This is a genomic window from uncultured Ruegeria sp. (assembly GCF_947504215.1).
Taxonomy (GTDB): domain Bacteria; phylum Pseudomonadota; class Alphaproteobacteria; order Rhodobacterales; family Rhodobacteraceae; genus Ruegeria.
The window spans coordinates 100,761-121,819 of the sequence record NZ_CANNGO010000006.1 but is presented as its reverse complement, the minus strand read 5'-3'; the positions used below and the strand labels follow the sequence as shown (position 1 = coordinate 121,819).

General features: G+C 55.8%; 20 protein-coding genes and 1 tRNA gene. 12 read left to right on the top strand and 9 right to left on the bottom strand.

Translation table 11 applies throughout. The features are described from left to right. Window positions 1-26 precede the first annotated feature (26 nt). Window positions 27-701 carry a PAS domain-containing protein gene (locus Q1B21_RS12890; RefSeq protein ID WP_299889872.1) on the top strand — a complete coding sequence of 225 codons (675 nt, stop codon included), beginning with the start codon at window positions 27-29 and terminating at the stop codon, window positions 699-701. 55 nt (window positions 702-756) lie between these two features. Here the strand turns inward: Q1B21_RS12890 and Q1B21_RS12885 are convergent, their stop codons facing one another. Continuing rightward, window positions 757-2,127, bottom strand: a complete 1,371-nt coding sequence (locus Q1B21_RS12885) for a class II 3-deoxy-7-phosphoheptulonate synthase (protein ID WP_299075399.1) — start codon at window positions 2,125-2,127, stop codon at window positions 757-759. Window positions 2,128-2,295: 168 nt separating this feature from the next. On the opposite strand from Q1B21_RS12885, the gene Q1B21_RS12880 reads away from it, so the two are divergent. Further along, complete coding sequence (locus Q1B21_RS12880; protein WP_298935458.1) at window positions 2,296-3,300, top strand: GlxA family transcriptional regulator; 1,005 nt, start codon at window positions 2,296-2,298, stop codon at window positions 3,298-3,300. A gap of 4 nt (window positions 3,301-3,304) precedes the next feature. Here the strand turns inward: Q1B21_RS12880 and Q1B21_RS12875 are convergent, their stop codons facing one another. Next, window positions 3,305-4,399, bottom strand: coding sequence for a PQQ-dependent sugar dehydrogenase (locus tag Q1B21_RS12875; protein WP_299889869.1), 1,095 nt, complete (start codon window positions 4,397-4,399; stop codon window positions 3,305-3,307). 163 nt (window positions 4,400-4,562) lie between these two features. Here Q1B21_RS12875 and Q1B21_RS12870 point away from each other — a divergent pair, with 163 nt between their 5' ends. The 8 genes from Q1B21_RS12870 (at window position 4,563) to Q1B21_RS12835 (ending at window position 11,570) form a co-directional block, all read left to right on the top strand. Next, a complete protein-coding gene (locus Q1B21_RS12870; protein ID WP_298935456.1) occupies window positions 4,563-5,744 on the top strand; it encodes an ABC transporter substrate-binding protein in 1,182 nt (393 codons plus the stop codon). Window positions 5,745-5,849: 105 nt separating this feature from the next. Then, complete coding sequence (locus Q1B21_RS12865; protein WP_299889867.1) at window positions 5,850-6,638, top strand: ABC transporter ATP-binding protein; 789 nt, start codon at window positions 5,850-5,852, stop codon at window positions 6,636-6,638. Then, a complete protein-coding gene (locus tag Q1B21_RS12860; protein ID WP_298935453.1) occupies window positions 6,635-7,465 on the top strand; it encodes an ABC transporter ATP-binding protein in 831 nt (276 codons plus the stop codon). The genes Q1B21_RS12865 and Q1B21_RS12860 overlap by 4 nt, the downstream gene beginning before the upstream one ends. A 2-nt stretch (window positions 7,466-7,467) precedes the next feature. Further along, complete coding sequence (locus Q1B21_RS12855; RefSeq protein WP_299889865.1) at window positions 7,468-8,016, top strand: hypothetical protein; 549 nt, start codon at window positions 7,468-7,470, stop codon at window positions 8,014-8,016. Window positions 8,017-8,295: 279 nt separating this feature from the next. Further along, window positions 8,296-8,625, top strand: coding sequence for a hypothetical protein (locus tag Q1B21_RS12850; protein WP_299889863.1), 330 nt, complete (start codon window positions 8,296-8,298; stop codon window positions 8,623-8,625). 182 nt (window positions 8,626-8,807) lie between these two features. Beyond that, the gene (locus Q1B21_RS12845) at window positions 8,808-9,818 is read left to right on the top strand and encodes a branched-chain amino acid ABC transporter permease (protein ID WP_298935448.1); all 1,011 of its coding nucleotides are present in this window, start codon (window positions 8,808-8,810) and stop codon (window positions 9,816-9,818) included. Continuing rightward, window positions 9,815-11,128 (top strand): branched-chain amino acid ABC transporter permease, encoded by a 1,314-nt coding sequence (locus Q1B21_RS12840; RefSeq protein ID WP_299889861.1) that lies wholly within the window; start codon window positions 9,815-9,817, stop codon window positions 11,126-11,128. Before Q1B21_RS12845 ends, Q1B21_RS12840 begins: the two co-directional genes overlap by 4 nt. A gap of 190 nt (window positions 11,129-11,318) precedes the next feature. Beyond that, window positions 11,319-11,570 (top strand): hypothetical protein, encoded by a 252-nt coding sequence (locus Q1B21_RS12835; RefSeq protein WP_298935446.1) that lies wholly within the window; start codon window positions 11,319-11,321, stop codon window positions 11,568-11,570. Window positions 11,571-11,605: 35 nt separating this feature from the next. Here the strand turns inward: Q1B21_RS12835 and Q1B21_RS12830 are convergent, their stop codons facing one another. Further along, a complete protein-coding gene (locus Q1B21_RS12830; protein ID WP_299889860.1) occupies window positions 11,606-13,153 on the bottom strand; it encodes a helicase HerA-like domain-containing protein in 1,548 nt (515 codons plus the stop codon). Window positions 13,154-13,605: 452 nt separating this feature from the next. Between Q1B21_RS12830 and Q1B21_RS12825 the strand changes: the two genes are divergently transcribed. After that, window positions 13,606-14,202 carry an invasion associated locus B family protein gene (locus Q1B21_RS12825; protein WP_299889858.1) on the top strand — a complete coding sequence of 199 codons (597 nt, stop codon included), beginning with the start codon at window positions 13,606-13,608 and terminating at the stop codon, window positions 14,200-14,202. Window positions 14,203-14,263: 61 nt separating this feature from the next. Here the strand turns inward: Q1B21_RS12825 and Q1B21_RS12820 are convergent, their stop codons facing one another. Genes Q1B21_RS12820 through Q1B21_RS12805 form a run of 4 tightly spaced genes read right to left on the bottom strand, consistent with a single transcriptional unit; the run spans window position 14,264 to window position 18,440 of the window. Further along, complete coding sequence (locus tag Q1B21_RS12820; RefSeq protein ID WP_298935443.1) at window positions 14,264-15,472, bottom strand: beta-ketoacyl synthase; 1,209 nt, start codon at window positions 15,470-15,472, stop codon at window positions 14,264-14,266. A 9-nt stretch (window positions 15,473-15,481) separates the two neighbouring features. Further along, window positions 15,482-15,739: an acyl carrier protein gene (locus Q1B21_RS12815; protein WP_298935442.1), complete on the bottom strand. Its 258-nt coding sequence runs from the start codon at window positions 15,737-15,739 to the stop codon at window positions 15,482-15,484. Between the two features lie 32 nt (window positions 15,740-15,771). After that, window positions 15,772-16,863 carry a UDP-3-O-(3-hydroxymyristoyl)glucosamine N-acyltransferase gene (lpxD, locus tag Q1B21_RS12810; protein WP_299889856.1) on the bottom strand — a complete coding sequence of 364 codons (1,092 nt, stop codon included), beginning with the start codon at window positions 16,861-16,863 and terminating at the stop codon, window positions 15,772-15,774. Window positions 16,864-16,898: 35 nt separating this feature from the next. Then, window positions 16,899-18,440 (bottom strand): L,D-transpeptidase family protein, encoded by a 1,542-nt coding sequence (locus Q1B21_RS12805; protein ID WP_299889854.1) that lies wholly within the window; start codon window positions 18,438-18,440, stop codon window positions 16,899-16,901. A 421-nt stretch (window positions 18,441-18,861) separates the two neighbouring features. Here Q1B21_RS12805 and Q1B21_RS12800 point away from each other — a divergent pair, with 421 nt between their 5' ends. Then, on the top strand, window positions 18,862-19,431 hold the full coding sequence (locus Q1B21_RS12800; RefSeq protein ID WP_298935438.1) for a DUF882 domain-containing protein: 570 nt from the start codon (window positions 18,862-18,864) through the stop codon (window positions 19,429-19,431). Between the two features lie 237 nt (window positions 19,432-19,668). Here the strand turns inward: Q1B21_RS12800 and Q1B21_RS12795 are convergent. Together Q1B21_RS12795 and Q1B21_RS12790 are read right to left on the bottom strand one after the other, a co-directional pair. Further along, window positions 19,669-19,745, bottom strand: a tRNA-Arg gene (locus Q1B21_RS12795). Between the two features lie 89 nt (window positions 19,746-19,834). Next, window positions 19,835-21,055 (bottom strand): cysteine desulfurase, encoded by a 1,221-nt coding sequence (locus Q1B21_RS12790; protein ID WP_299889852.1) that lies wholly within the window; start codon window positions 21,053-21,055, stop codon window positions 19,835-19,837. Between the last annotated feature and the right edge of the window lie 4 nt (window positions 21,056-21,059).

Below are 21,059 nucleotides of genomic sequence, written 5' to 3'. Positions count from 1 at the left end.
GGCGGTTTGATGTTAGGGTGATGGAAATGAAAACCTTTTTCGGGATTGGTTCCGGGCCAGGATTTGGAAAGATCGTCGCAATGGATCGCTTTGACAGTGGGCGCAGCCTCTCGCCGATCCGCCAGGCCGAGGCTTACTGGACCGCATTACTGACAGGCGACGGCGTTCCGAAACGGTCGCAGGTTGATCCGCGCGGGTTAGAGAATGTTCTGGAATACACATTCATTCTGGAACGCATCGCGCCGGGCCTTGCGCGGTTTCGCCTGGCTGGCAGCCATCTGAACAAACTCGCGGGAATGGAGGTTCGGGGAATGCCGCTGACATCCTTTTTTGAACCTGATGCGCGAGCGGATTTGAAAGACGTGCTTGAACAAGTCCTCTCCGCACCCGCGACGGCAGAGCTAAGTGTCGTGTCGGCTGGCACGCTGGGTCGCGCGCGGTTGCAGGCGCGCATGATACTTCTTCCCCTACAAAGTGACCTGGGAGATGTGAGCCGGGTTCTTGGCATCATGGTGAGCGACGGTACAATTGGCTCAACACCGCGCCGTTTTGCCATATCCGACAGACGCCTCAAACTGTTGTCAGACATGCACGTGTCCGCGAAACCCGAACTGGAAAATGCTGCCGGCTTTGCGGAAGATCAGTCAGAACTCAAGCGACCCCGAAACCACCTCCGACTGGTCGTTTCCAGAGACGACTGACCAACGAAAAACGGCGGATCAATAACCCGCCGCTTCCCGATAACTCGTAGATGTCTTAGCTTGCTTGGCGCTTTGAACGATCGCGACGCAAATTGGTCAGTTCTTCAGCAACAAGGAAGGCCAGCTCCAACGCCTGAGACGCATTCAGGCGTGGATCGCATGCGGTATGATAGCGGTCGGACAGATCCTCTTCGGTCACTGCACGCACGCCACCGGTGCATTCCGTGACATCCAGACCGGTCATCTCGAAGTGCACGCCGCCGGGAATGGTGCCTTCGGCCTGATGAACACCAAAGAAGTCGCGCACTTCGCGCAATACCGAATCGAAGGGCCGGGTTTTGTAGCCTGTCGCCGACTTGATGGTGTTGCCATGCATCGGATCACAAACCCAAGTGACATTGGCGCCTTCTTCTTTCACGGCCTTGACCAGACGCGGCAGATGCTCACCTGCTTTGCCAGCGCCAAAACGCGCGATCAGGGTCAGGCGACCCTCTTCGTTTTCCGGGTTCAGCTTGGACATCAAAACCTTGAGGTCTTCGGCCGAGGTGGTCGGGCCGCATTTCAGGCCGATGGGGTTTTGAACCCCGCGGCAGAACTCGACATGTGCCCCATCGGGTTGACGGGTGCGATCACCGATCCAGATCATGTGCCCGGACCCGGCCAGCCAGTTGCCCGAGGTGGAATCCAAACGTGTCAGCGCCTCTTCATACTCCAGCAACAGCCCTTCATGGCTTGTGTAGAATTCGACGGTCGAGAACTCATGCGTTGTATCTGCGGTAATCCCCGCCGCACCCATGAAGTCGATGGTGTCCTGAATTCGGTCGGCAATTTCAGAATACTTCTGAACGTCCTGTTCATCGGTAAAGCCCAGCGTCCACGAATGCACCATGCTCATATCCGCAAAACCACCGGTCGAAAACGCGCGCAACAGGTTCAGAGTCGCGGCGGCCTGCGTGTAGGCCTGCAGCATTTTCTGAGGATTCGGAATCCGGGATTCGGGCGTGAAGGCCAGTTCGTTGATGATATCGCCACGGTAGCTGGGCAGTTCTACGCCGTCGATAACCTCGGTCGGCGCGCTGCGAGGTTTGGCGAATTGGCCGGCCATGCGACCCACTTTCACCACCGGAACCTTGGCTCCATAGGTCAAAACCATGGCCATCTGCAGCATCACCTTGAACGTATCGCGGATCGCATCCGCGCTGAATTGTTCAAAGCTTTCAGCGCAATCCCCACCCTGCAGCAAAAAGGCCTCACCGCGACCAGCGGCACCAAGATGTTGCTTGAGACGCCGTGCCTCACCGGCAAAGACCAGCGGGGGATACTGTGAAAGCTGAGCCTCGACTTTGGCCAGCGCGGCCGCGTCGGTATACTCTGGCATCTGAACCCGGGGCTTGTTGCGCCAGCTCGTTTTTTGCCACTCAGTCATAGCTTAGTTCTCCGCTGATGTATTTCAGGTGGTCTCTATACAAAAAGCAGGGAAGAGTGGCCATATCCGATTTGCACCTCTTGACGTGGTAAAGAAGCTTTGAGCATGGTGTCTGGCAACTCAGACGCGACGTAGGTGCAGCCGTCGCCAATTCAAGGACAAATCGCCATGCAAGAGCAACGCCAAGTTGTCACTGTGGACGCCCGCACGGATAAACCAGTTAGCTTTGTTTTTGTCCTTTTGGACAAGTTCTCGTTGCTGTCTTTTGCATCTGCTCTGGATAGCCTGCGCATCGCCAACCGTATGGCTGATCGCACCATATACACATGGACTCTGGCAGGAGAAGGTGGAGAAACCGTATCCTGTTCATCTGGAACCACGTTTAAGCTGGATTCAGACCTGGGCGAGCTACAGCGCGACCAGGTTATAATGGTCTGCGGTGGCGTAGACGTTCAGGCCGCTACCACCAAGCGCGTATTGAACTGGTTGCGCCGTGAAGCGCGCAAGGGGCTAAAGATTGGTGGGCTGTGCACTGCGGCTTATACATTGGCGAAAGCCGGGTTGCTGGATGGCAAACGCGCGACGATCCATTGGGAAAATTCGGACAGTTTTGCCGAGGAGTTCGACAGCGTTGAGCTGACCAAATCGGTGTTTCTGATCGATGGAAACCGCATGACCACAGCCGGTGGGACTTCATCGATCGACCTGATGCTCAAACTGATTGCCGATGATTTTGGTGAAGATCTTGCAAACGCAGTCGCGGATCAGATGATTTATTCCTCGATCCGTACGGACCAGGACACGCAGCGCCTGTCGACACCAACACGCATTGGTGTGCGTCACCCCAAACTCAGCCAGGTTATCCTGATGATGGAAAAGAACATCGAAGAGCCGATCTCGCCTTCGATTCTGGCCAAGGATGTCGGCATGTCCACCCGACAGCTTGAGCGGCTGTTCCGTCGGTACCTCAGCCGATCGCCCAAGCGTTACTATATGGAGCTGCGGTTGCATAAGGCGCGCAACCTGCTGATGCAGACAGATATGAGCGTAATCAACGTGGCACTTGCCTGCGGTTTTGCCTCACCCAGCCATTTCTCGAAATGCTACCGGGCGCATTACAACACCACGCCCTACCGCGAACGCGGAACGCAAAGCGGGCGTTTGTCGGTCTGAGGTCTCAGCCGGGCGTCATGCGATACACGGCGCCCTGCCCGACCGATATAAACCAGATTGATCCATCCGGAGCTTCGACAATGTCACGAACGCGTTCGGTTTCCGGCCCTTTGATCTGCTCAACCTCGCGCAGCGGCGATCCCCCCAGGTGCGCGATATAGTCGAACTTGAGCGAGCCGACAAAGATGTCACCCCTCCACTGGGGCCACAGCTTGCCGGAATACACCAGCAACCCCGATGGCGCGATAGACGGGTCCCAGTAGTGTTCGGGCTGTTCCAACCCGGCTTGCGATGTTCCCTCGCCGATCTTCTCCCCGGAATAATGGGTACCGTAAGAGATCACCGGCCACCCGTAGTTTGATCCTTTGCGGATAGCGTTAACCTCATCCCCGCCCCTCGCACCGTGTTCGGACACCCACAGTTGCCCATCTAAATCCAACCCTGCGCCTTGCGGGTTTCTATGACCAAAGGACCAGATTTCAGGACGGATATCAGGCTGCCCTATAAATGGATTGTCGGCAGGCACTGAACCGTCACGCGTAATCCGAATGACAGAACCCATGTGGTTTGATCTGTCCTGCGCAGAGGGCCTGTCGCCCCGATCACCGAGAGTTATGAACAGTGTGCCATCTCTGGCCTCGACCACGCGCGAGCCAAAGTGCCGCCCACCCGCTCCGCCGGGCATAGCCTCGAATATGACGCGCAGATTTGTCAGGCGTTGCCCATTCTCAGACAACCGCGCCACGGCCACCGCCGTTCCGGCCCCATCTGCTTGCGGTTTAGAGAAGGACAGAAACACCTCTCGGCTTTGGCTGAAATCCTCTGCGACGGTGACATCTAGCAAGCCGCCCTGCCCCGATTCAGCAACCTTGGGCACGCCAGACACAGGCTGCGTTTTGCCATTGCTGACGTAAAGCAGGTCGCCGTCGCGTTCCGTAACCAGGAAACTACCGTCCGGCAAAATGCCCACGGCCCACGGCGTGTCCAGACCTTTCAACATTTGCGTGACACGGGCTGGGCCTGACGCAGTTTGCAAGGTGTCCGCATGGGCCGTACCGGTCGCCCAAGTCAAAATGAGAATCGCAACAAGCCGGATCATCTTCGCCCTCCACCAAGTATTGAAACACCACCGAAACCCGGCAGCGCCAACAAAACAAATAGAATTAATGTATGCAAAAGCACTTTTTCGTTAGGACTTTTCTTTTTTGAGCAGCTTGCCTAGGGTCGTGCGCAGAAAGAAGATAAAATCAGGGAGTAACCATATGAAAAAGCTGCTTACTGCAACTGCAGCAACCGCATTGTTGGCGGGCGCCGCAATGGCCGAAGATGTCAAACTGGGTATTCTGATCGGGTTTACCGGCCCGATCGAATCGCTGGCCCCCGCGATGGGTTCAGGAGCCGAGATGGCAATCGCCGAAGTTACAGAATCGGGCAAACTGCTTGATGGGGCCACGGTCGTTGGTATGCGTGCAGACACGGGTTGTATCGACAACGGTCTGTCCACATCGAACGGCGAACGTATGATTGCCGACGGTGTTGCTGGCATCATCGGCGGAGACTGCTCGGGTGTGACAGGTGCGATTCTGCAGAATGTCGCCATTCCGAACGGTATGGTGATGATCTCACCCTCTGCTACCTCGCCCGGTCTGTCGACCATGGAAGACAATGGCCTGTTCTTCCGCACCGCGCCTTCGGACGCGCGTGAAGGTCAGGTGATGGCGGACATCCTGCAAGATCGCGGCATCAACTCTATCGCGCTGACCTACACCAACAACGACTATGGCAAAGGTCTGGCCGACGCGATCCAGTCTTCGTTCGAAGCTGCCGGTGGCGAAGTGACCATCGTGGCTGCGCATGAAGACGGCAAGGCGGATTACTCGGCCGAAGTTGGAGCGCTGGCCTCGGCCGGAGGCGACATTCTTGTCGTCGCGGGTTATCTGGATCAAGGTGGTCTGGGTATTATCCAATCCTCGCTGGACAGCGGCGCGTTCGACACATTCGGTCTGCCCGGCGGGATGATCGGTGACTCGCTGCCTGCCAATGTGGGCGCTGACCTGAACGGCTCGTTCGGTCAGATCGCGGGTTCGGGTGGTGAAGGCGCTGAAAAGTACTTTGCCCTGTCCGAAGCTGCAGGCTTTGACGGATCATCTCCGTATTCGCCTGAATCTTACGACGCAGCGGCGCTGTTCATGCTAGCCATGCAGGCCGCAGGTTCGACAACCCCTGCAGATTATGCCGCGAAAGTCATGGATGTGGCCAACGCACCAGGTGAAAAAATCTATCCGGGTGAACTGGCCAAGGGTCTGGAGCTTTTGGCAGCAGGCGAAGAGATCGACTATGTCGGAGCATCCGGTGTTGAGCTGATCGGCCCCGGTGAAAGCGCGGGCTCCTACCGCGAGATCGAAGTGACCGACGGTGAAAACAAGACCGTCAGCTTCCGTTGATCTGAAGTAAACAGCTCGAAAACAAAGCAGCCCGGGCCTTGTGCCTGGGCTGTTTCAATGACAAAAGGCCGCACCTGTTTTTCGGGGATGAGGCAAGGGGAAAACATGATCGTCGTTGAAGACGTGCACAAGCATTTCGGCGGATTTCACGCGGTGGATGGGGCATCGCTGGAAATCGAACGAGGGTCGATCACTGGCCTGATCGGGCCAAACGGGGCCGGAAAAACCACTCTGTTCAACGTCATCGCCGGGGTTTTGCCGCCCACCAGTGGCAGGGTGTTCATGGATGGCGAAGATATCACTGGCCTGCCCCCACACGATCTGTTTCATAAAGGCCTGCTGCGAACCTTCCAGATCGCGCACGAATTCTCATCAATGTCCTGCCGCGAAAACCTGATGATGGTGCCCGGCGCGCAATCCGGTGAATCGCTGTGGAACACCTGGTTCGGACGCAAACGGATCGCGGATGAAGAGCGTGCACTGAAAGCCAAAGCAGACGAGGTTCTGGAATTTCTGACCATCGAACATCTGGCCGATCATAAGGCCGGTCAGGTCTCCGGCGGGCAGAAAAAGCTGCTGGAACTTGGCCGCACCATGATGGTCGACGCCAAAATCGTGTTTCTGGACGAGGTCGGCGCCGGTGTGAACCGCACCCTGCTGATGACCATCGCTGACACGATCCTGCGCCTGAACAAAGAACGCGGATACACCTTTGTCGTGATCGAACACGACATGGATTTCATCGGTAAGATCTGCGACCCGGTCATTTGCATGGCCGAAGGCAAGGTGCTGGCTCAGGGCACGCTCGACGAGATCAAAGCAAATGAGCATGTCATTGAGGCCTATCTTGGCACTGGCCTGAAGAACAAAGACAAGCTGGAGGCTGGCGCATGAGCGACAACCCATACCAGGACGATCACGGCAACAAGGACGCTTCGATCACGAATACCGCCGGAATCGGGACAATGACGCCCGCCCACACGAAAAGCGGCCCGGTTTCCAAGGTCGAAGGCGGCCCCTTCCTGATCGGTGACACCATGACAGGCGGGTACGGCAGAGGGCCGGACATCCTGCATGACTGCACCATCGCAGTTGATAAAGGTGAAATCGCAGTCATCGTCGGTCCCAACGGCGCGGGTAAGTCAACTGCAATGAAGGCCGTATTCGGGATGCTGGACGTTCGCGCCGGCTCGGTGCGGTTGGATGGCGAGGATATCACCAACCTCACGCCACAAGATCGTGTGATCCGGGGTATGGGGTTTGTGCCTCAGACGCAGAATATCTTTACCTCGATGACGGTCGAGGAAAACCTCGAGATGGGTGCATTCATCCGTCGTGACGACATTTCCGAGACGATGGAGCAGGTGTTTGAACTGTTTCCGATCCTGCGCGACAAACGCAACCAGGCAGCCGGAGAGCTGTCGGGCGGCCAACGCCAACAGGTCGCCGTCGGCCGGGCACTGATGACCCAGCCCAAAGTGCTGATGCTGGACGAACCGACGGCCGGTGTCTCACCAATCGTAATGGACGAACTGTTTGACCGGATCATCGAGGTTTCACGCACCGGGCTGCCGATCCTGATGGTTGAACAGAACGCCCGGCAGGCGCTGGAGATCGCGGATAAGGGATATGTGCTGGTTCAGGGGCGGAATGCGTATAGCGGAACGGGCAAGGAATTGCTGGCGGACCCGGAGGTTCGGAAGAGTTTCTTGGGGGGGTGAGGATGATTAAGGCAATTTTCTCGCTAATTCTGAGCGTTCTGCCCCGGACAGCTATGGCATTTATTGGACCTGTAAGCGGGCTCGAGAAATATGATTGTGTAATTGTTGAAAGATGTGACGCTCAAAAGCTCTGCAAAATGACGCGCGAAAAAAGCGAACTGATCGTTACAACGACGGTCTTCATGGCACCAATAAATGAGCAGAATGGGAACAATCCATACGACCTTATTGAGAGAGTGGATGAAATCGCTTGGGTCGACTTTGCGCGCTATTCGAGAGTGCCTGTCCCTCTCCCGATTTGGTTCAAGTTCGATTTCGTTTCAGGTGAAGCAATGGAATTCCGATTGAATGATTGGCTCTATGGCAAGCAGATCTCACCATACGACGAACAGTCATATGCTTTTGTGTTCGAAGCGGACGCAAGCAACGACGACGAGGTTGTTGATCTTTGGGAGAATCAGAACTTTTGGTTCAGGCTGTATATAAAACGGAACAGCGCCGAAGCGCGGTTTGAAACAATCAAGATGATCTGTCCGGAGTATGGTAAGTAGGATGGATTTCCTTAACCCCCATGTGGCGCTCTTTAACGTCGCCCTGGTTCCGACGACCACTTGACCGCCTATTCCAACAGGACCAGCTGACAGTTCTCAGCATCAAACGCCCTTAGAAACTCACCCCTCATCCCAAGATTTCCACGCCTCGGCTGCAATCCGGTCACATTGTGCGTTTAGCGCCGGGCGCTGTGAAGGAAACGGTTTCCCGGACAAACAGATTTGGTTCCGTGAAATCAGCGAACCTTCTGAATGAAAAACTCTATTCAGGACCAAACAATGAAAAAATGGATGTGCGTGGCCGTGACCGCCCTACTCGCCACGGCTGCAGCAGCAGAAGAACGCCGCTTCGTCTGCGTGTCAGATCGCGATGGAAGCGAAGTGCGCCTGAACCAAGCTGCGGAAGGTGACAAGGGTCGCATCGCCACACAGAGTATCGAAGGCGATGCGACTATCTTGAAAGGTGTTGGCAACATGACCTTTCTTCATATCGAAGGCGGCAATGTGGTGACTTTCGTAATCCATACCGAGGATATGACCTACGACCTCTCGATCAAAGGTCCCCATGTTGGAACCGACCGCGGCACCTGCATCCAGGTCGACGCTTAGGCAGTAACTTTGTCTGGCGGACGCGACCGCCAGACAGCGTTTTCCCGCATGCGATGAAACGGCAACGTAACTGTTCAAAACCTTGTACTGCAGCGTCATAAAGGCAAAAAACAGGCCACAAAATGTTGTGTCTTCTCACAACGCTATGCCATAAAGCCGCACCCGGACAGTGAGAAGAATTGATGGACTTACTAAACGCGCTTGTTGCGCTTTCGAACTTTGTGATCGTGCCTGCGATTGCCTATGGCAGTCAATTGGCACTTGGGGCGCTGGGTGTCACCTTGATCTATGGCATCCTGCGGTTTTCCAACTTTGCCCATGGCGACACGATGGCCTTTGGTGCAATGATCGCCGTCTTGGTGACATGGGGTATGCAGGCCGCTGGCGTCAGCTTTGGTCCGTTACCGACCGCTCTTCTCGCCCTACCCTTTGCGATCTTGGGATGTATCCTTCTGGTGCTGATCACTGACCGGTTCGTTTATCGCTTTTACCGAGAACAAAAAGCCAAACCGGTCATACTGGTGATCGTGTCGATGGGGGTGATGTTCATCATGAACGGCCTGGTCCGGTTCATCATAGGCCCGGATGACCAAAGGTTTTCGGACGGCGCGCGGTTCCTGATCAAAGCACGGGATTTCAAGGCCTGGACAGGGCTCAGCGAAGGCTTGGCGATCCGCACTTCACAGGTCATTACGGTCGTGGTCGCCGTTGCTGCAGTTGCGGCCCTGTTCTGGTTCCTCAACAAGACCCGCACCGGAAAATCCATGCGCGCCTATTCCGATAACGAGGATCTGGCGCTGTTGTCGGGGATCAATCCGGAACGCGTGGTGATGATCACTTGGATCCTGGTGGCGGCCTTGGCGACAACTGCCGGTGTGCTCTATGGCCTCGACAAGAGCTTTAAGCCGTTTGTCTATTTCCAGTTGCTGCTGCCGATCTTCGCCTCGGCGATTGTCGGCGGTTTGGGCAGCCCGCTTGGTGCCATTGCCGGCGGCTTTATTATCGCCTTTTCCGAAGTCACGATCACCTATGCCTGGAAAAAGGTGCTGACTTATGTCGCTCCAGAAAATCTGGAACCGTCGGGATTGGTGCAGCTTCTGTCCACCGACTACAAATTCGCCGTCAGCTTTGTCATCCTGCTGATCGTGCTGCTGTTTAAGCCCACAGGCCTGTTCAAAGGAAAAGCGGTATGACCGAGACAGTCAAAAATACGCTGCTTTTCGCGGTCGTTGGGGGTTTGATCCTGCTGACTGGCTTCACGCAAAGCTGGAACTCTGCAATCCTGATCCTGAATATGGGCCTGATCTCGGCCATTATGTCGATTGGCGTGAATCTGCAGTGGGGTTTTGCCGGCTTGTTCAATGTCGGTGTCATGGGTTTCGTGGCGCTGGGTGGATTGGCGGTTGTTTTGGTGTCGACACCTCCCACTCCGGGGGCGTGGTCGCAGGGTGGCTACGGTGTTGTGTTGGCCCTTTTGCTGGGGGCAGTAACCGTTGTTGCCGCAGTGCTGGCCGCGCAGAAAATGCCGAAGGGGCGCGCGCAAACTCTGGTCATCGTCGCCATTCTCATCATTGGTTTCTTTGTCTATCGTGCAGTCTTTGATCCCAACGCGGTCGCGATCGAGGCCATCAATCCCGCAGTTGCGGGTAACATCGGTGGCCTGAACCTGCCTGTACTGTTGGCTTGGCCCGCAGGTGGACTGCTGGCTGCAGGGGCTGCATGGCTGATTGGCAAGACGGCACTGGGTCTGCGTTCGGACTATCTGGCAATTGCCACGCTTGGCATTGCCGAGATTGTCATCGCAGTCATGAAGAATGAGGATTGGTTGGCGCGCGGTGTCAAGAACGTCTACGGCATTCCCCGCCCGGCCCCGGTGGTCGGATATGAGGTCGAACTGCAAAACGACCCCAGCTTTATTGCACGGGCTGACTGGTTTGGTCTGGACCCAGTCATTGCTTCCACACTGTCTGTGAAGCTGGGCTACTCGCTGCTGTTCATGATTGTGTTGCTTGTATTGCTTTGGATGGCACAAATGGCGCTCAAAAGCCCCTGGGGTCGAATGATGCGTGCCATTCGTGACAACGAGGTTGCAGCTGAGGCGATGGGCAAGGATGTCACCCGTCGCCATCTTCAGATCTTTGTTCTGGGCTCAGCGATCTGCGGTATTGCCGGGGCAATGATGACGACGTTGGACGGACAACTTACGCCGGGGACCTATAACCCGTTGCGCTTTACGTTTCTGGTCTGGGTGATGGTTATCGTCGGCGGATCAGGAAACAACTTCGGAGCAGTACTAGGTGCATTTTTGATCTGGTTCCTTTGGGTGCAGGTCGAGCCTATGGGGCTTTGGATCATGAACCTGATCACCTCGGGCATGCCGGATGGTAGCGTGCTTAAGGTGCATCTGATCGAAAGCGCGGCGCATATGCGACTGTTCACCATGGGCCTTGTGCTGTTGATTGTTCTCAGATTTAGCCCAAGAGGCCTGATCCCCGAGAAATAGAGCAAAAACCATGTAGATCAGCGAAACTGCGCCTGTAGGACAGCCCGGTTTCTTGATTCTTAACGATTTTCTGACTAAACGGGGACACCGCACCGGCCACTTGGTGCGTTGTGTTGTCGGCACTCACTCACACACGCTTAGCCGATCTGTAACGATCATTGAGACTCACTAAAAAGAGCAAAAGTATCCCATGAAGACACCACTCGCCAAAGCCACTGTGCTGCTGCCCGTCCTTGCGGCACTCACAGCATGCATTCCTTCACCGGAAGATCTGGAAACGACTCCGGTCAAGGTTCAGACCCCCAAAGGCGTGGTCACGTGCCAACTTTATCGTCCGGACCGCGTTACCTGGGATCGTGCCATTGATTTCCCGGCTGACAAAATGTCGGTGCCGGAAGCTGACGCTTACTGCAAACAGGAAGGTCAACGCCAGCTGAAGTGAGGATGCGGCGCTTTTGATCGCGCCGCCACCAACTTCTACCGGCTACGAAACAAACCTCCGAGGATGCCGCGAACAATGCGGCGACCGGTTGTTCCCTTCAGTTCCTTGATAACAGCCGAACTCATGGCTGATGCAAATGTGTCCTTCTTGCGCACTGCGCGCGAGGAGGATCGACCCACCCGAGCTCCGGAATACCTGCGGGCCGAGGCGTATTCACGCTCCATAGGGCTCTGCTGTTCCGTTACTTCATCTGCCTCGGCGCGCTCTGCAGCCTTTGCGGCCGCTTCCGCCCGGGCCTGAAGTATTTCGAATGCGGATTTCCGGTCAATCGCGGTGTCGTATTTGGCCGCCATTGGCGATGCACCCAAAATGGCCTGACGTTCTGCATCCGAAATTGGCCCCAGTTGCGACCCTGGTGGGCGAATCAAAGTGCGCTCGACGATACCCGGTGCGCCCTTTTTCTGAAGCATCGATGTAACCGCCTCACCAACACCGACCTCGCGGATTGCAACTTCGGTGTCGAAGGCTGGATTTTCGCGATAAGTCTCGGCGGCCATGCGCAAGTTCTTGCGGTCGCGGGCTGTGAACGCCCTTAACGCATGTTGGACGCGGTTTCCCAACTGCCCCAGGATATCTTCCGGAATATCTGCTGGATTCTGCGTGATGAAATAGACACCGACGCCTTTGGATCGGATAAGACGCGCGACTTGCTCGACCTTGTCCACCAGCACCTTGGGGGCGTCATCAAATAACAAATGTGCTTCGTCAAAAAAGAACACCAGCTTGGGCTTATCAGGGTCGCCGACCTCTGGCAGTTCTTCGAACAACTCACTCAGCAGCCACAACAAGAAGGTCGCGTAGAGGCGTGGTGACCCCATCAATTGATCTGACGCCAGAATGTTGACCACCCCGCGCCCATCGTCATCGGTCCGCATAAGGTCAGCCAGATCCAGAGCGGGTTCGCCGAACAGACGTGTGCCGCCCTGGTTTTCCAGCACCAGCAACCGTCGCTGTATCGCCCCGATCGATGCCGTGGACACATTGCCATAGCGCAGCGAAAGCTGCGCCCGGTTCTCGCCGATCCAAACCAGAAGGGCCTGCAGATCCTTGAGGTCCAACAGCGGCATTCCTTCCTCGTCGGCAACACGGAATGCGATGTTCAGAATACCTTCCTGTGCCTCGCTCAACTCCATCAATCGCGACAACAGCAATGGTCCCATTTCGGTAACAGTGGTACGCACCGGATGCCCCTGCTCACCGAATAGGTCCCAAAACGTGACCGGAAAGGCTTCGTAAGTGAAATCGGAGAAGCCGATGCGCTCGGCCCGATCCAAAAACGCCTGATGCAGTTTGTGGGATTGGCTACCCGCCAGGGCCAACCCGGACAAATCGCCTTTGACGTCAGACAGAAACACCGGGACACCGGCGCTGGAGAACCCCTCGGCCAGGATTTGAAGCGTCACGGTCTTGCCGGTGCCTGTCGCGCCAGCAATCAGGCCGTGACGATTGGCGTACTTCAAGGACAGCCCCTGTGGCTGACTGTATTCCTGCCCTGCACCGCCTATAAACAATTCTTTTGTCATCTGTTCTTTTGCCTTCGCTTTCACCGATCCATGCCCAGCATACAAAGTTAACCTTTAACTGCGATAGTCTTGTCGTTCTCTTTGCGGTGCATGCTGCGGGGGACAAACTTCCTCCCTGTCGACTGGCCGTGCCTTCGGGCGCGGCTTTTTTCAAGTTTCCGGCATTAAAGTGAACTGATGAGTATGTTAAAAGTTCAGGTTAGCAGTTGACCGCTGAGTGCCCCTTCCTTAGGATTTGCGCATAACTAAGTCGGCCAGTCCGACGGGGAGAAAAATTCGGGAAAGGGAGCTGTGCAAACGGCTCCCTTTTTCTTGTCCTGAAAGGCAGTTGTTCTACCCTTTTGGCAAGAAATCGTTCAAATTCCGACCCACCGACAGCTTAGCGCCTGACACCAGGTGATTAGGGTGCTAGACGAAACAAAAAGATCAATCATCAAAACCCCGAGGCATTCATGATCAAGAACATCCTCTCGCTCAACACTGTGGCTGCGGCTCTGATGTGTGGCGCAGTCAGCGCGCAAGAAGCGACACCCACCGAAGAGACACCAAACGCCGAGACTGGCACCGAGCTGGACCTTGGAGAATCCGGTCCGCGCGTCGGCGAGCAATTCGTCAAAGAGAAATCAGGTGAATGGGACGTGTCCTGCATCAAAGCAGAGGACGGTGAAGACCCCTGTGCAATCGTGCAAGTCTTGAACGGTCCGCAAGGCGAGCCGATAGCCGAAGTCTCCATCGGTAAACTGCCCGAAGGCGGCGCTGCCGTGGCTTGGGCGAATGTAATTGTCCCGCTGGAAACACTGCTGCAGGCACAGTTGGCGCTGTCAATCGATGGTGCGCCACGCAAACTGTACAACTACCATCACTGTGTTCCCGTAGGGTGTGTTGCGCAATTGGGCCTCAGCCAGGGTGACCTCAGCGCGATGAAGGCTGGCAGCAAGGCGACATTCTCGCTGGTTCCGGCACGTTTCCCCGATCAGGTCCTGGAAATGGACATGTCTCTGTCTGGCTTTACCGCAGGGTTTGACGGTCTGGACGTTAACGTCAGATAAATCCGTTCGAAACAAGACCACCCACCGCTAACGATCCTGGCGGTGGTGGCTTTCACAGGTTTCACACTTTCTTCAAAGCCAGTACCGCGTTCAGCCCACCGAAGGCAAACGCATTGCTTATCGCAACATCGACTTTGACCTCGCGGGATTCGTTTGGCACGACGTCCAGCGCACATTCTGGATCGGGTTCTTCGTAGCCAATGGTTGGCGCAATGATCCCGTCCCGCAGTGCCATGATGCACGCCAGCAACTCAACGGCGCCGGTGCCACCGATCAAATGGCCATGCATAGATTTCGTCGACGAAATCATCAGATCATCTGCATGCGGGCCAAAAACGTCGGCAACTGCGGCGCATTCTGTCTTATCGTTCGCTGCAGTGCCCGTCCCATGTGCGTTGATGTAACTTACATCGCTCGCGTTTAACCCAGCATCAGCCAAGGCCCCGGCCATGGCCCGAGACGCCCCTTGTTTACTGGGCATAACGATATCCGCCGCATCCGATGACATGGCAAACCCAACAACCTCGCACAGGATTTCAGCACCGCGTGCGCGCGCATGCTCAAATTCTTCGAAGACAAAAATGCCGGCACCCTCACCCTGCACCATTCCGTTTCGATTGGCGCTAAAGGGGCGACAGGCATCCTTGGACATCACCCGCAGCCCTTCCCAGGCTTTGACCCCACCGAAACACAGCATGGATTCAGCGCCGCCGGTAATCATGGCAGGGGCCGCGCCGCTACGCACCATCTGAAAGGCCAATGCCATGGCGTGGTTTGACGACGCGCACGCTGTAGAAACCGTAAAGCTGGGCCCCTTTAGATTATGCTCCATCGACACATGGCTGGCAGCAGCGTTGTTCATCAGTTTGGGCACCACAAAAGGGTGCACACGGTTTTTGCCGTCCTCATAGACCGAGCGGTAATTGTCATCCCATGTCGAAACGCCGCCACCTGCTGTCCCCAGAACAACGCCCGACCTCGCGGCCATATCACCGTGGAACTCGATCCCGGATTGCTCAATCGCTTCTTTCGCCGCGGTCAGGGTGAATTGCGTGAACCGATCATACAGCGTCATTTGCTGACGGTTGAAGCGGCCTTCGGCCTCGAACCCGCGCACCTGGCCACCAATCTTGATGGTCAGACGTTCGACATCGCGAAACTCAAGCTCGGAGATGCCACAACGCCCTTCGCGCATGGCCTCGAGTGTATCGGGGACCGAATGGCCCAGCGAGTTGATGGTGCCGGCGCCGGTAATAACAACACGTTTCATAACTTTGCGTCAGACCTTTTCCGACACGAGCTTTTCGATCCCAGCGATGATCGCAGCAACGTTGGAAATATCAAAATCGTTGGCTTGCGGTTCATTTGCGTTAAACGGAACAGAAATGTCGAATTCTTCTTCGATAGAGAAAATGCTTTCGACCAGCCCCATGCTGTCGATCCCAAGATCTTCAAGCGTGCTTTCAGGCGTTACATCCGAAGGCTCCAGCAAGGCCTGCTCTGCGATGATTGCGATGACGCGGTCGCTGATGCTCATGTCGATCCCCTGATTGCCGGTTTGAGGATGATTTAATCGCTCGGAGGCTGTTTGAAAACAGCCTTTTTCAACGCCTCAACGTCACGTGCCAACCGAGGCAAGCGGCGCTGTGCCTTGTAGATATCCGTATGGCTTTCCATCTTGATGCCAGGGTAACCCATGATGACACGCCCTGCGGGAACGTTGGACAGGATCTTGGTGCCTCCGCCAGATATCACGCCATTGCCAATAAAGATGTTGTCGACGACCCCGGTTTGACCGCCCAGAACAACGTTATTGCCAATCTCGACGGACCCCGAAACACCTGTCTGACCACATAGAAGGCAATCTTGGCCGACGCGGGTGTTGTGTCCGACGTGAACAAGGTTATCCAGCTTGGTGCCGTTGCCAATACATGTGTTACGGATCGTCCCGTTGTCGATGGTGCAATTGGCCCCAACTTCGACATCATCGCCAATTTCTACGGCACCTAACGAATGAATGCGCAACCAGGTCTGTGCCTTCGCATCTCCTTGATCCCCCATCGTTTTCCGGACGTTCTCGACGCCCGAAACTTCAGGTGTCACAAAGCTGAAACCGTCCCCGCCGATCCTTGCACCGGGTTGTGCGATAAAACGGTCCCCGATCCGGGCTCGTGCCCCGATGCTGACCATTTCGCGCAGAACGGCGCTTTCGCCAAGGATCACGTCCAGACCAATGACGCAGTGCGCTCCGATAACCGCTCCCGCGCCAATTTGGGCGCGCGCGCCCACAACGGTCAGCGGACCGATGGACACGTCCGTGGCAATCTGAGCCTTTGGGTCAACCACTGCAGACGGGTGGATGCCAGGTTCAATCCCCTGCCCCCGGTCGAGCATCGCGGTGATCCCGGCCATCGCCATTCGAGGACGCGGTACAAATACTGCGGCGGACAGACCCAGTGCCTGCCAGTCGGCACCTTCCCATAACACGGCCGCGCGCGCATCGCCGTTTGAAAGCGCTTCAGCATATTTTGGCGCCATAGCCATCGCCAGATCCGTCGGGCCCGCATCACCCGGCTCGGCTGCCCGAATGATCGTGAGACCCGTGTCGCCCTGACACTCAGCCCCAAGGGCTTCGGCGATTTGCTGAACGGTAAACTGCATGCGGGCTTCCTTTTGGCAGGAGTTGCGCCCTGTGATTACCCCTGAACGTCCGGCAGGGCCACCCCTGCCTTCTGAAGAGCTTGCCAAATCTTGCTATCGCGTTTGTAGACGTCGCGGCGATACTGTACGTCGCCTCTCGGCCCTATATAGGCCGTGCGATAGATCAGATGCACCGGAACCGGGTTCTCCAGTTCGACCTTGGTCTCTTTTCCGGTGCCCAGAATACGATGGAAAAACGCTTTGGGGTCTTCTTCCTGCTTGGCAAGCAGTGCGTAAGCAAACTCAAACGGTTGCGCCAGTCGGATACAGCCATGCGAAAAGGCCCGCACTTCGCGTGAAAACAAACTTTTCTGAGGTGTATCATGCAGATAGATGTTGTGCTTGTTGGGGAACATGAACTTCACCAAACCCAACGCATTCCGTTTGCTGGGCGGCTGACGCATCGCAAACGGGAAATTGCGCGCCGTGAATTGGGTAAAGTCCACAGCACCGCGATTGACCTGGCGGCCGCGTCGGTCGGTAATTTCAATATGGCCAACAGCGTTGGGATTGGACTGAAGCTTTGGCAGGTATTCCTTGGTGATGATCGAGCGCGGAACATACCAGCTCGGGTTGATCACCATATGCTCCATCTCGTCTGAGAATTCAGGGCTGCGACGGTCATGCGTGTTTTTGCCAATGACAGCACGAGTCTCAAACGTGACCTGCCCATCGTCGACGATCTTTGCCGAGAAATCGGCCTGATTGACCAGAATATGACGTGTGCCACGTTCACGTGGCAACCAACGTTCGCGTTCCAAGGCAACATACACTGCTTTCAACCGCTCGGAAGCAGGCTGGTTGAGTTCCGTGATCGTACCGTTTCCGGCAACGCCATCGGCGGCCAGTCCATGGGCCGTTTGGAACGCCTGAACCGCAGCAAGAACCGCGTCGTCATAGACCGGGCTGGCCGTTGGTTTCAGATAGCCCATAGCCACAAGCCGGTTGCGCAGCTTGATCACGCTGGATCCGGTATCCCCGTATTCCAGTTTGGTCACCGGGACTGTAGACCCCCAACCGCCCTGATCAACCAACGCTTCCAGGGCCATTTTTTGCTTCATCAAGGAGCGATACTGGAGCGTCTGTGGCGCAACCTGATCCAGATAGTCTGCCCCGTGCGTGTTAAGCTGTTGCAGGTGCTCTGTGGCACTGCGCCGTTCCACTTTACGCACCAGTCCAGCATCGATGCTGGCCGGGCGCAAAGCTCCCGAGTACAGATCATCTGCGTATTCGACAAAAACCCGGGTCAATTCCGCTTCGACCGCGCCCAGATCCCGAACCGAACGAGCCTGTTGCATCTGGTCGATCAACGCCTGAACGTCATATCCTGCGGCGGGCAACCCGTGCAGATGCATCTCTGACAAGGACTTGATCAAAGCAGCCCGGCGCTGGGCATGTTCTTGCGTATTCCCCACCCAAACCGGCGCAAATCCGTTGCCTTTGTAAAACTCAGCGATCCCCGTCGCATTCGGGGTGTGTTCGGCAACTGCCATCTGAAATGCAGTATCGGGGGCGATGTCCGAAGCGGTGTTAGCCATCGCGGCCGTTGCCGCGAAACAGGCGGTTAGCAAAACACTGGTACTGGTTCTAAAAACAGAGAGCATGAGATGACCTTGGTTATTCAATAGCTTGAGCAATAGTCGCTGCGTCGGACAAATATGGTTTTCGGACCCGCCTGTTGTCTATTCACAAATTCCTTACCTCAGAGCTTCCGCTCGCGCGTGATGCGCGTTTGCATCGGCTGCGTGCTGCGCGACACCCAATTAAGAAATTTTTGTGGCGCACTGTGTCATTTGCGCAAAAAACTGCCGAAAATTCCCCCTTGAAAAGATGCCTCTGAAAGACTTCTTGGCGGCCGAATCTGATTGTGCCATAAATTCCGCATCTGGGATGGGAATAAATTAACACCGCGCACGTAACATCGTGTGCAGGCAGGAACAGTACGGGACGAACCTAAAAATGACCAAGTGCAGTACCTCGGGAATGACCCGGCGTGCCCTATTGGGCGCATTCGCGGCCACAGCGGTCGCAGCAGCACCTTCCTATTCCAACGCAGCAGGTTTTCTTCGCGGTGGCGGCGATATTCGCCGTATCCGTATGTATTCCGGTCGCACTGGCGAGCGGATTGATATGATATATTGGGTGGACGGCAAATATATCAAGGACGCTGTCAAGGAAGTGAACCACTTCATGCGTGACTGGCGGACTGACCAGAGCAAGTCCATGGACCTGCGCACTATCGACATCATGGCCGCCTCACATAACCTTTTGGACGCGAGTGAGCCGTATATGCTGTTGTCGGGCTATCGCTCACCCCAGACCAACGCGATGCTGCGTTCGAAATCCCGCCGCGTAGCGCGCAACTCGTTGCACATGCAGGGTCAGGCGGCTGATTTGCGTTTGGCGTCCAGATCGGTTTCTCAGATGGCCAAAGCAGCCATGTCGTGCCGTGCTGGCGGTGTTGGTCAGTATTACCGCTCGAACTTTGTTCACATGGACTGCGGTGTTGTCCGCACATGGCGCGGCTAAGCCCGAACGCGACAAAGCCTCAGTATCCTGCCCTTATTCGTGCTCGGCTAGCACGTGATCGTTCTTCAACGTGCCGCAAACTGCCCGCCTTCTGAAAAGAACAAACACAATAGTCCCGTATTCTGTTTGTGAAAGACTCCATCTCCAAAGTCTCAAGACATTGCCCCGCAGCGACTGAACGGCAGCGCGTTAGACCCGTTGCACTCGCAAAATTCTTCGACTTTTAAGATTGTTGAATGGCGCACCTGAGAGGATTCGAACCTCTGGCCTCTGCCTTCGGAGGGCAGCGCTCTATCCAGCTGAGCTACAGGTGCCTTGGCCGTTAGCTAACCTTGTTCCGATCCGGGTGCAACTGCAAATCTTCGCCGCCCATATCGGTTTCGCCTAGACAGGTTAGTCCACTTCACGCGAACAAATCATGGGCCAGTTCGAGTGCTTCGATCAGGGTGTCGACCTCATCCGTTGTGTTGTAAAGACCGAAACTCGCGCGGCATGTGGCGGTCAGCCCTAGGTGATCCATCAACGGACCTGCACAGTGATGACCCGCCCGGACTGCGACACCTTTCTTGTCCAGAATAGTAGACACATCATGCGCGTGCCCTGCCCCGTCCAGTGTGAAGCTGAAGATCGCAGCCTTGTCAGGTCGGATGCCCTGCACCTGTAACCAGTTCAATCCTTTAAGGCGCTGCATGGCGTAGTCCCGCAACCCAGCCTCATGGGCTGCGATATTCTCCATCCCCAATTCCATCATGTAGTCCAGCGCCGCGCCCAACCCGATGATTTGAACAATACCCGGCGTTCCGGCTTCAAACTTCATGGGCGGATCGTTGTAGATGACCTGATCTTTGCTGACCTCTTTGATCATGTCGCCACCACCGATAAACGGGCGCATCTCAGCCATACGTTCGGATTTGATGAAAATCGCACCAGACGCAGAGGGACCGTAAAGCTTGTGCCCGGTGATCGCATAGAAGTCGCAACCGAGGTCCTGCACGTTCACAGGCATATGAACTGCACCCTGGCTTCCATCGACCAGAACCGGAACACCTTTGGCATGCGCACCGTCGGTAATGGCCTTCACATCCACAACAGTGCCAAGAACGTTCGAGCAATGTGTTACGGCGACCAATTTGGTCTTGGGTCCAATCGCATCGATCACGGCCTGAGGGTCCAACCCGCCGTCTGCATCCACATCGACCCATTTCAGGACAACGCCTTGCCGTTCGCGCAAAAAATGCCAGGGGACAATATTGGCGTGATGCTCCATCACGCTAAGTACGATCTCGTCCCCTGCTTGCAGGCGTGGCATGGCCCAGCCATACGCGACCAGATTGATCCCTTCCGTCGTACCGGAATTCAGAACTATTTCATCCTCGTCGGGTGCGCCAAGGAAATGTGCGATTTTGCCACGCACATTCTCATATTTTTCAGTGGCCAGATTGGACAGATAATGCAGCCCACGATGCACGTTTGAATACTCTTCGGAATACGCCCGGGTCACCGCATCGATCACAACCTGCGGTTTCTGCGCCGACGCCCCATTGTCAAGGTAAGTCAGCGGCTTGCCGTTCACCTGACGCGACAGGATCGGAAAGTCTGAACGGATGTTTTGCACATCATACATAGGC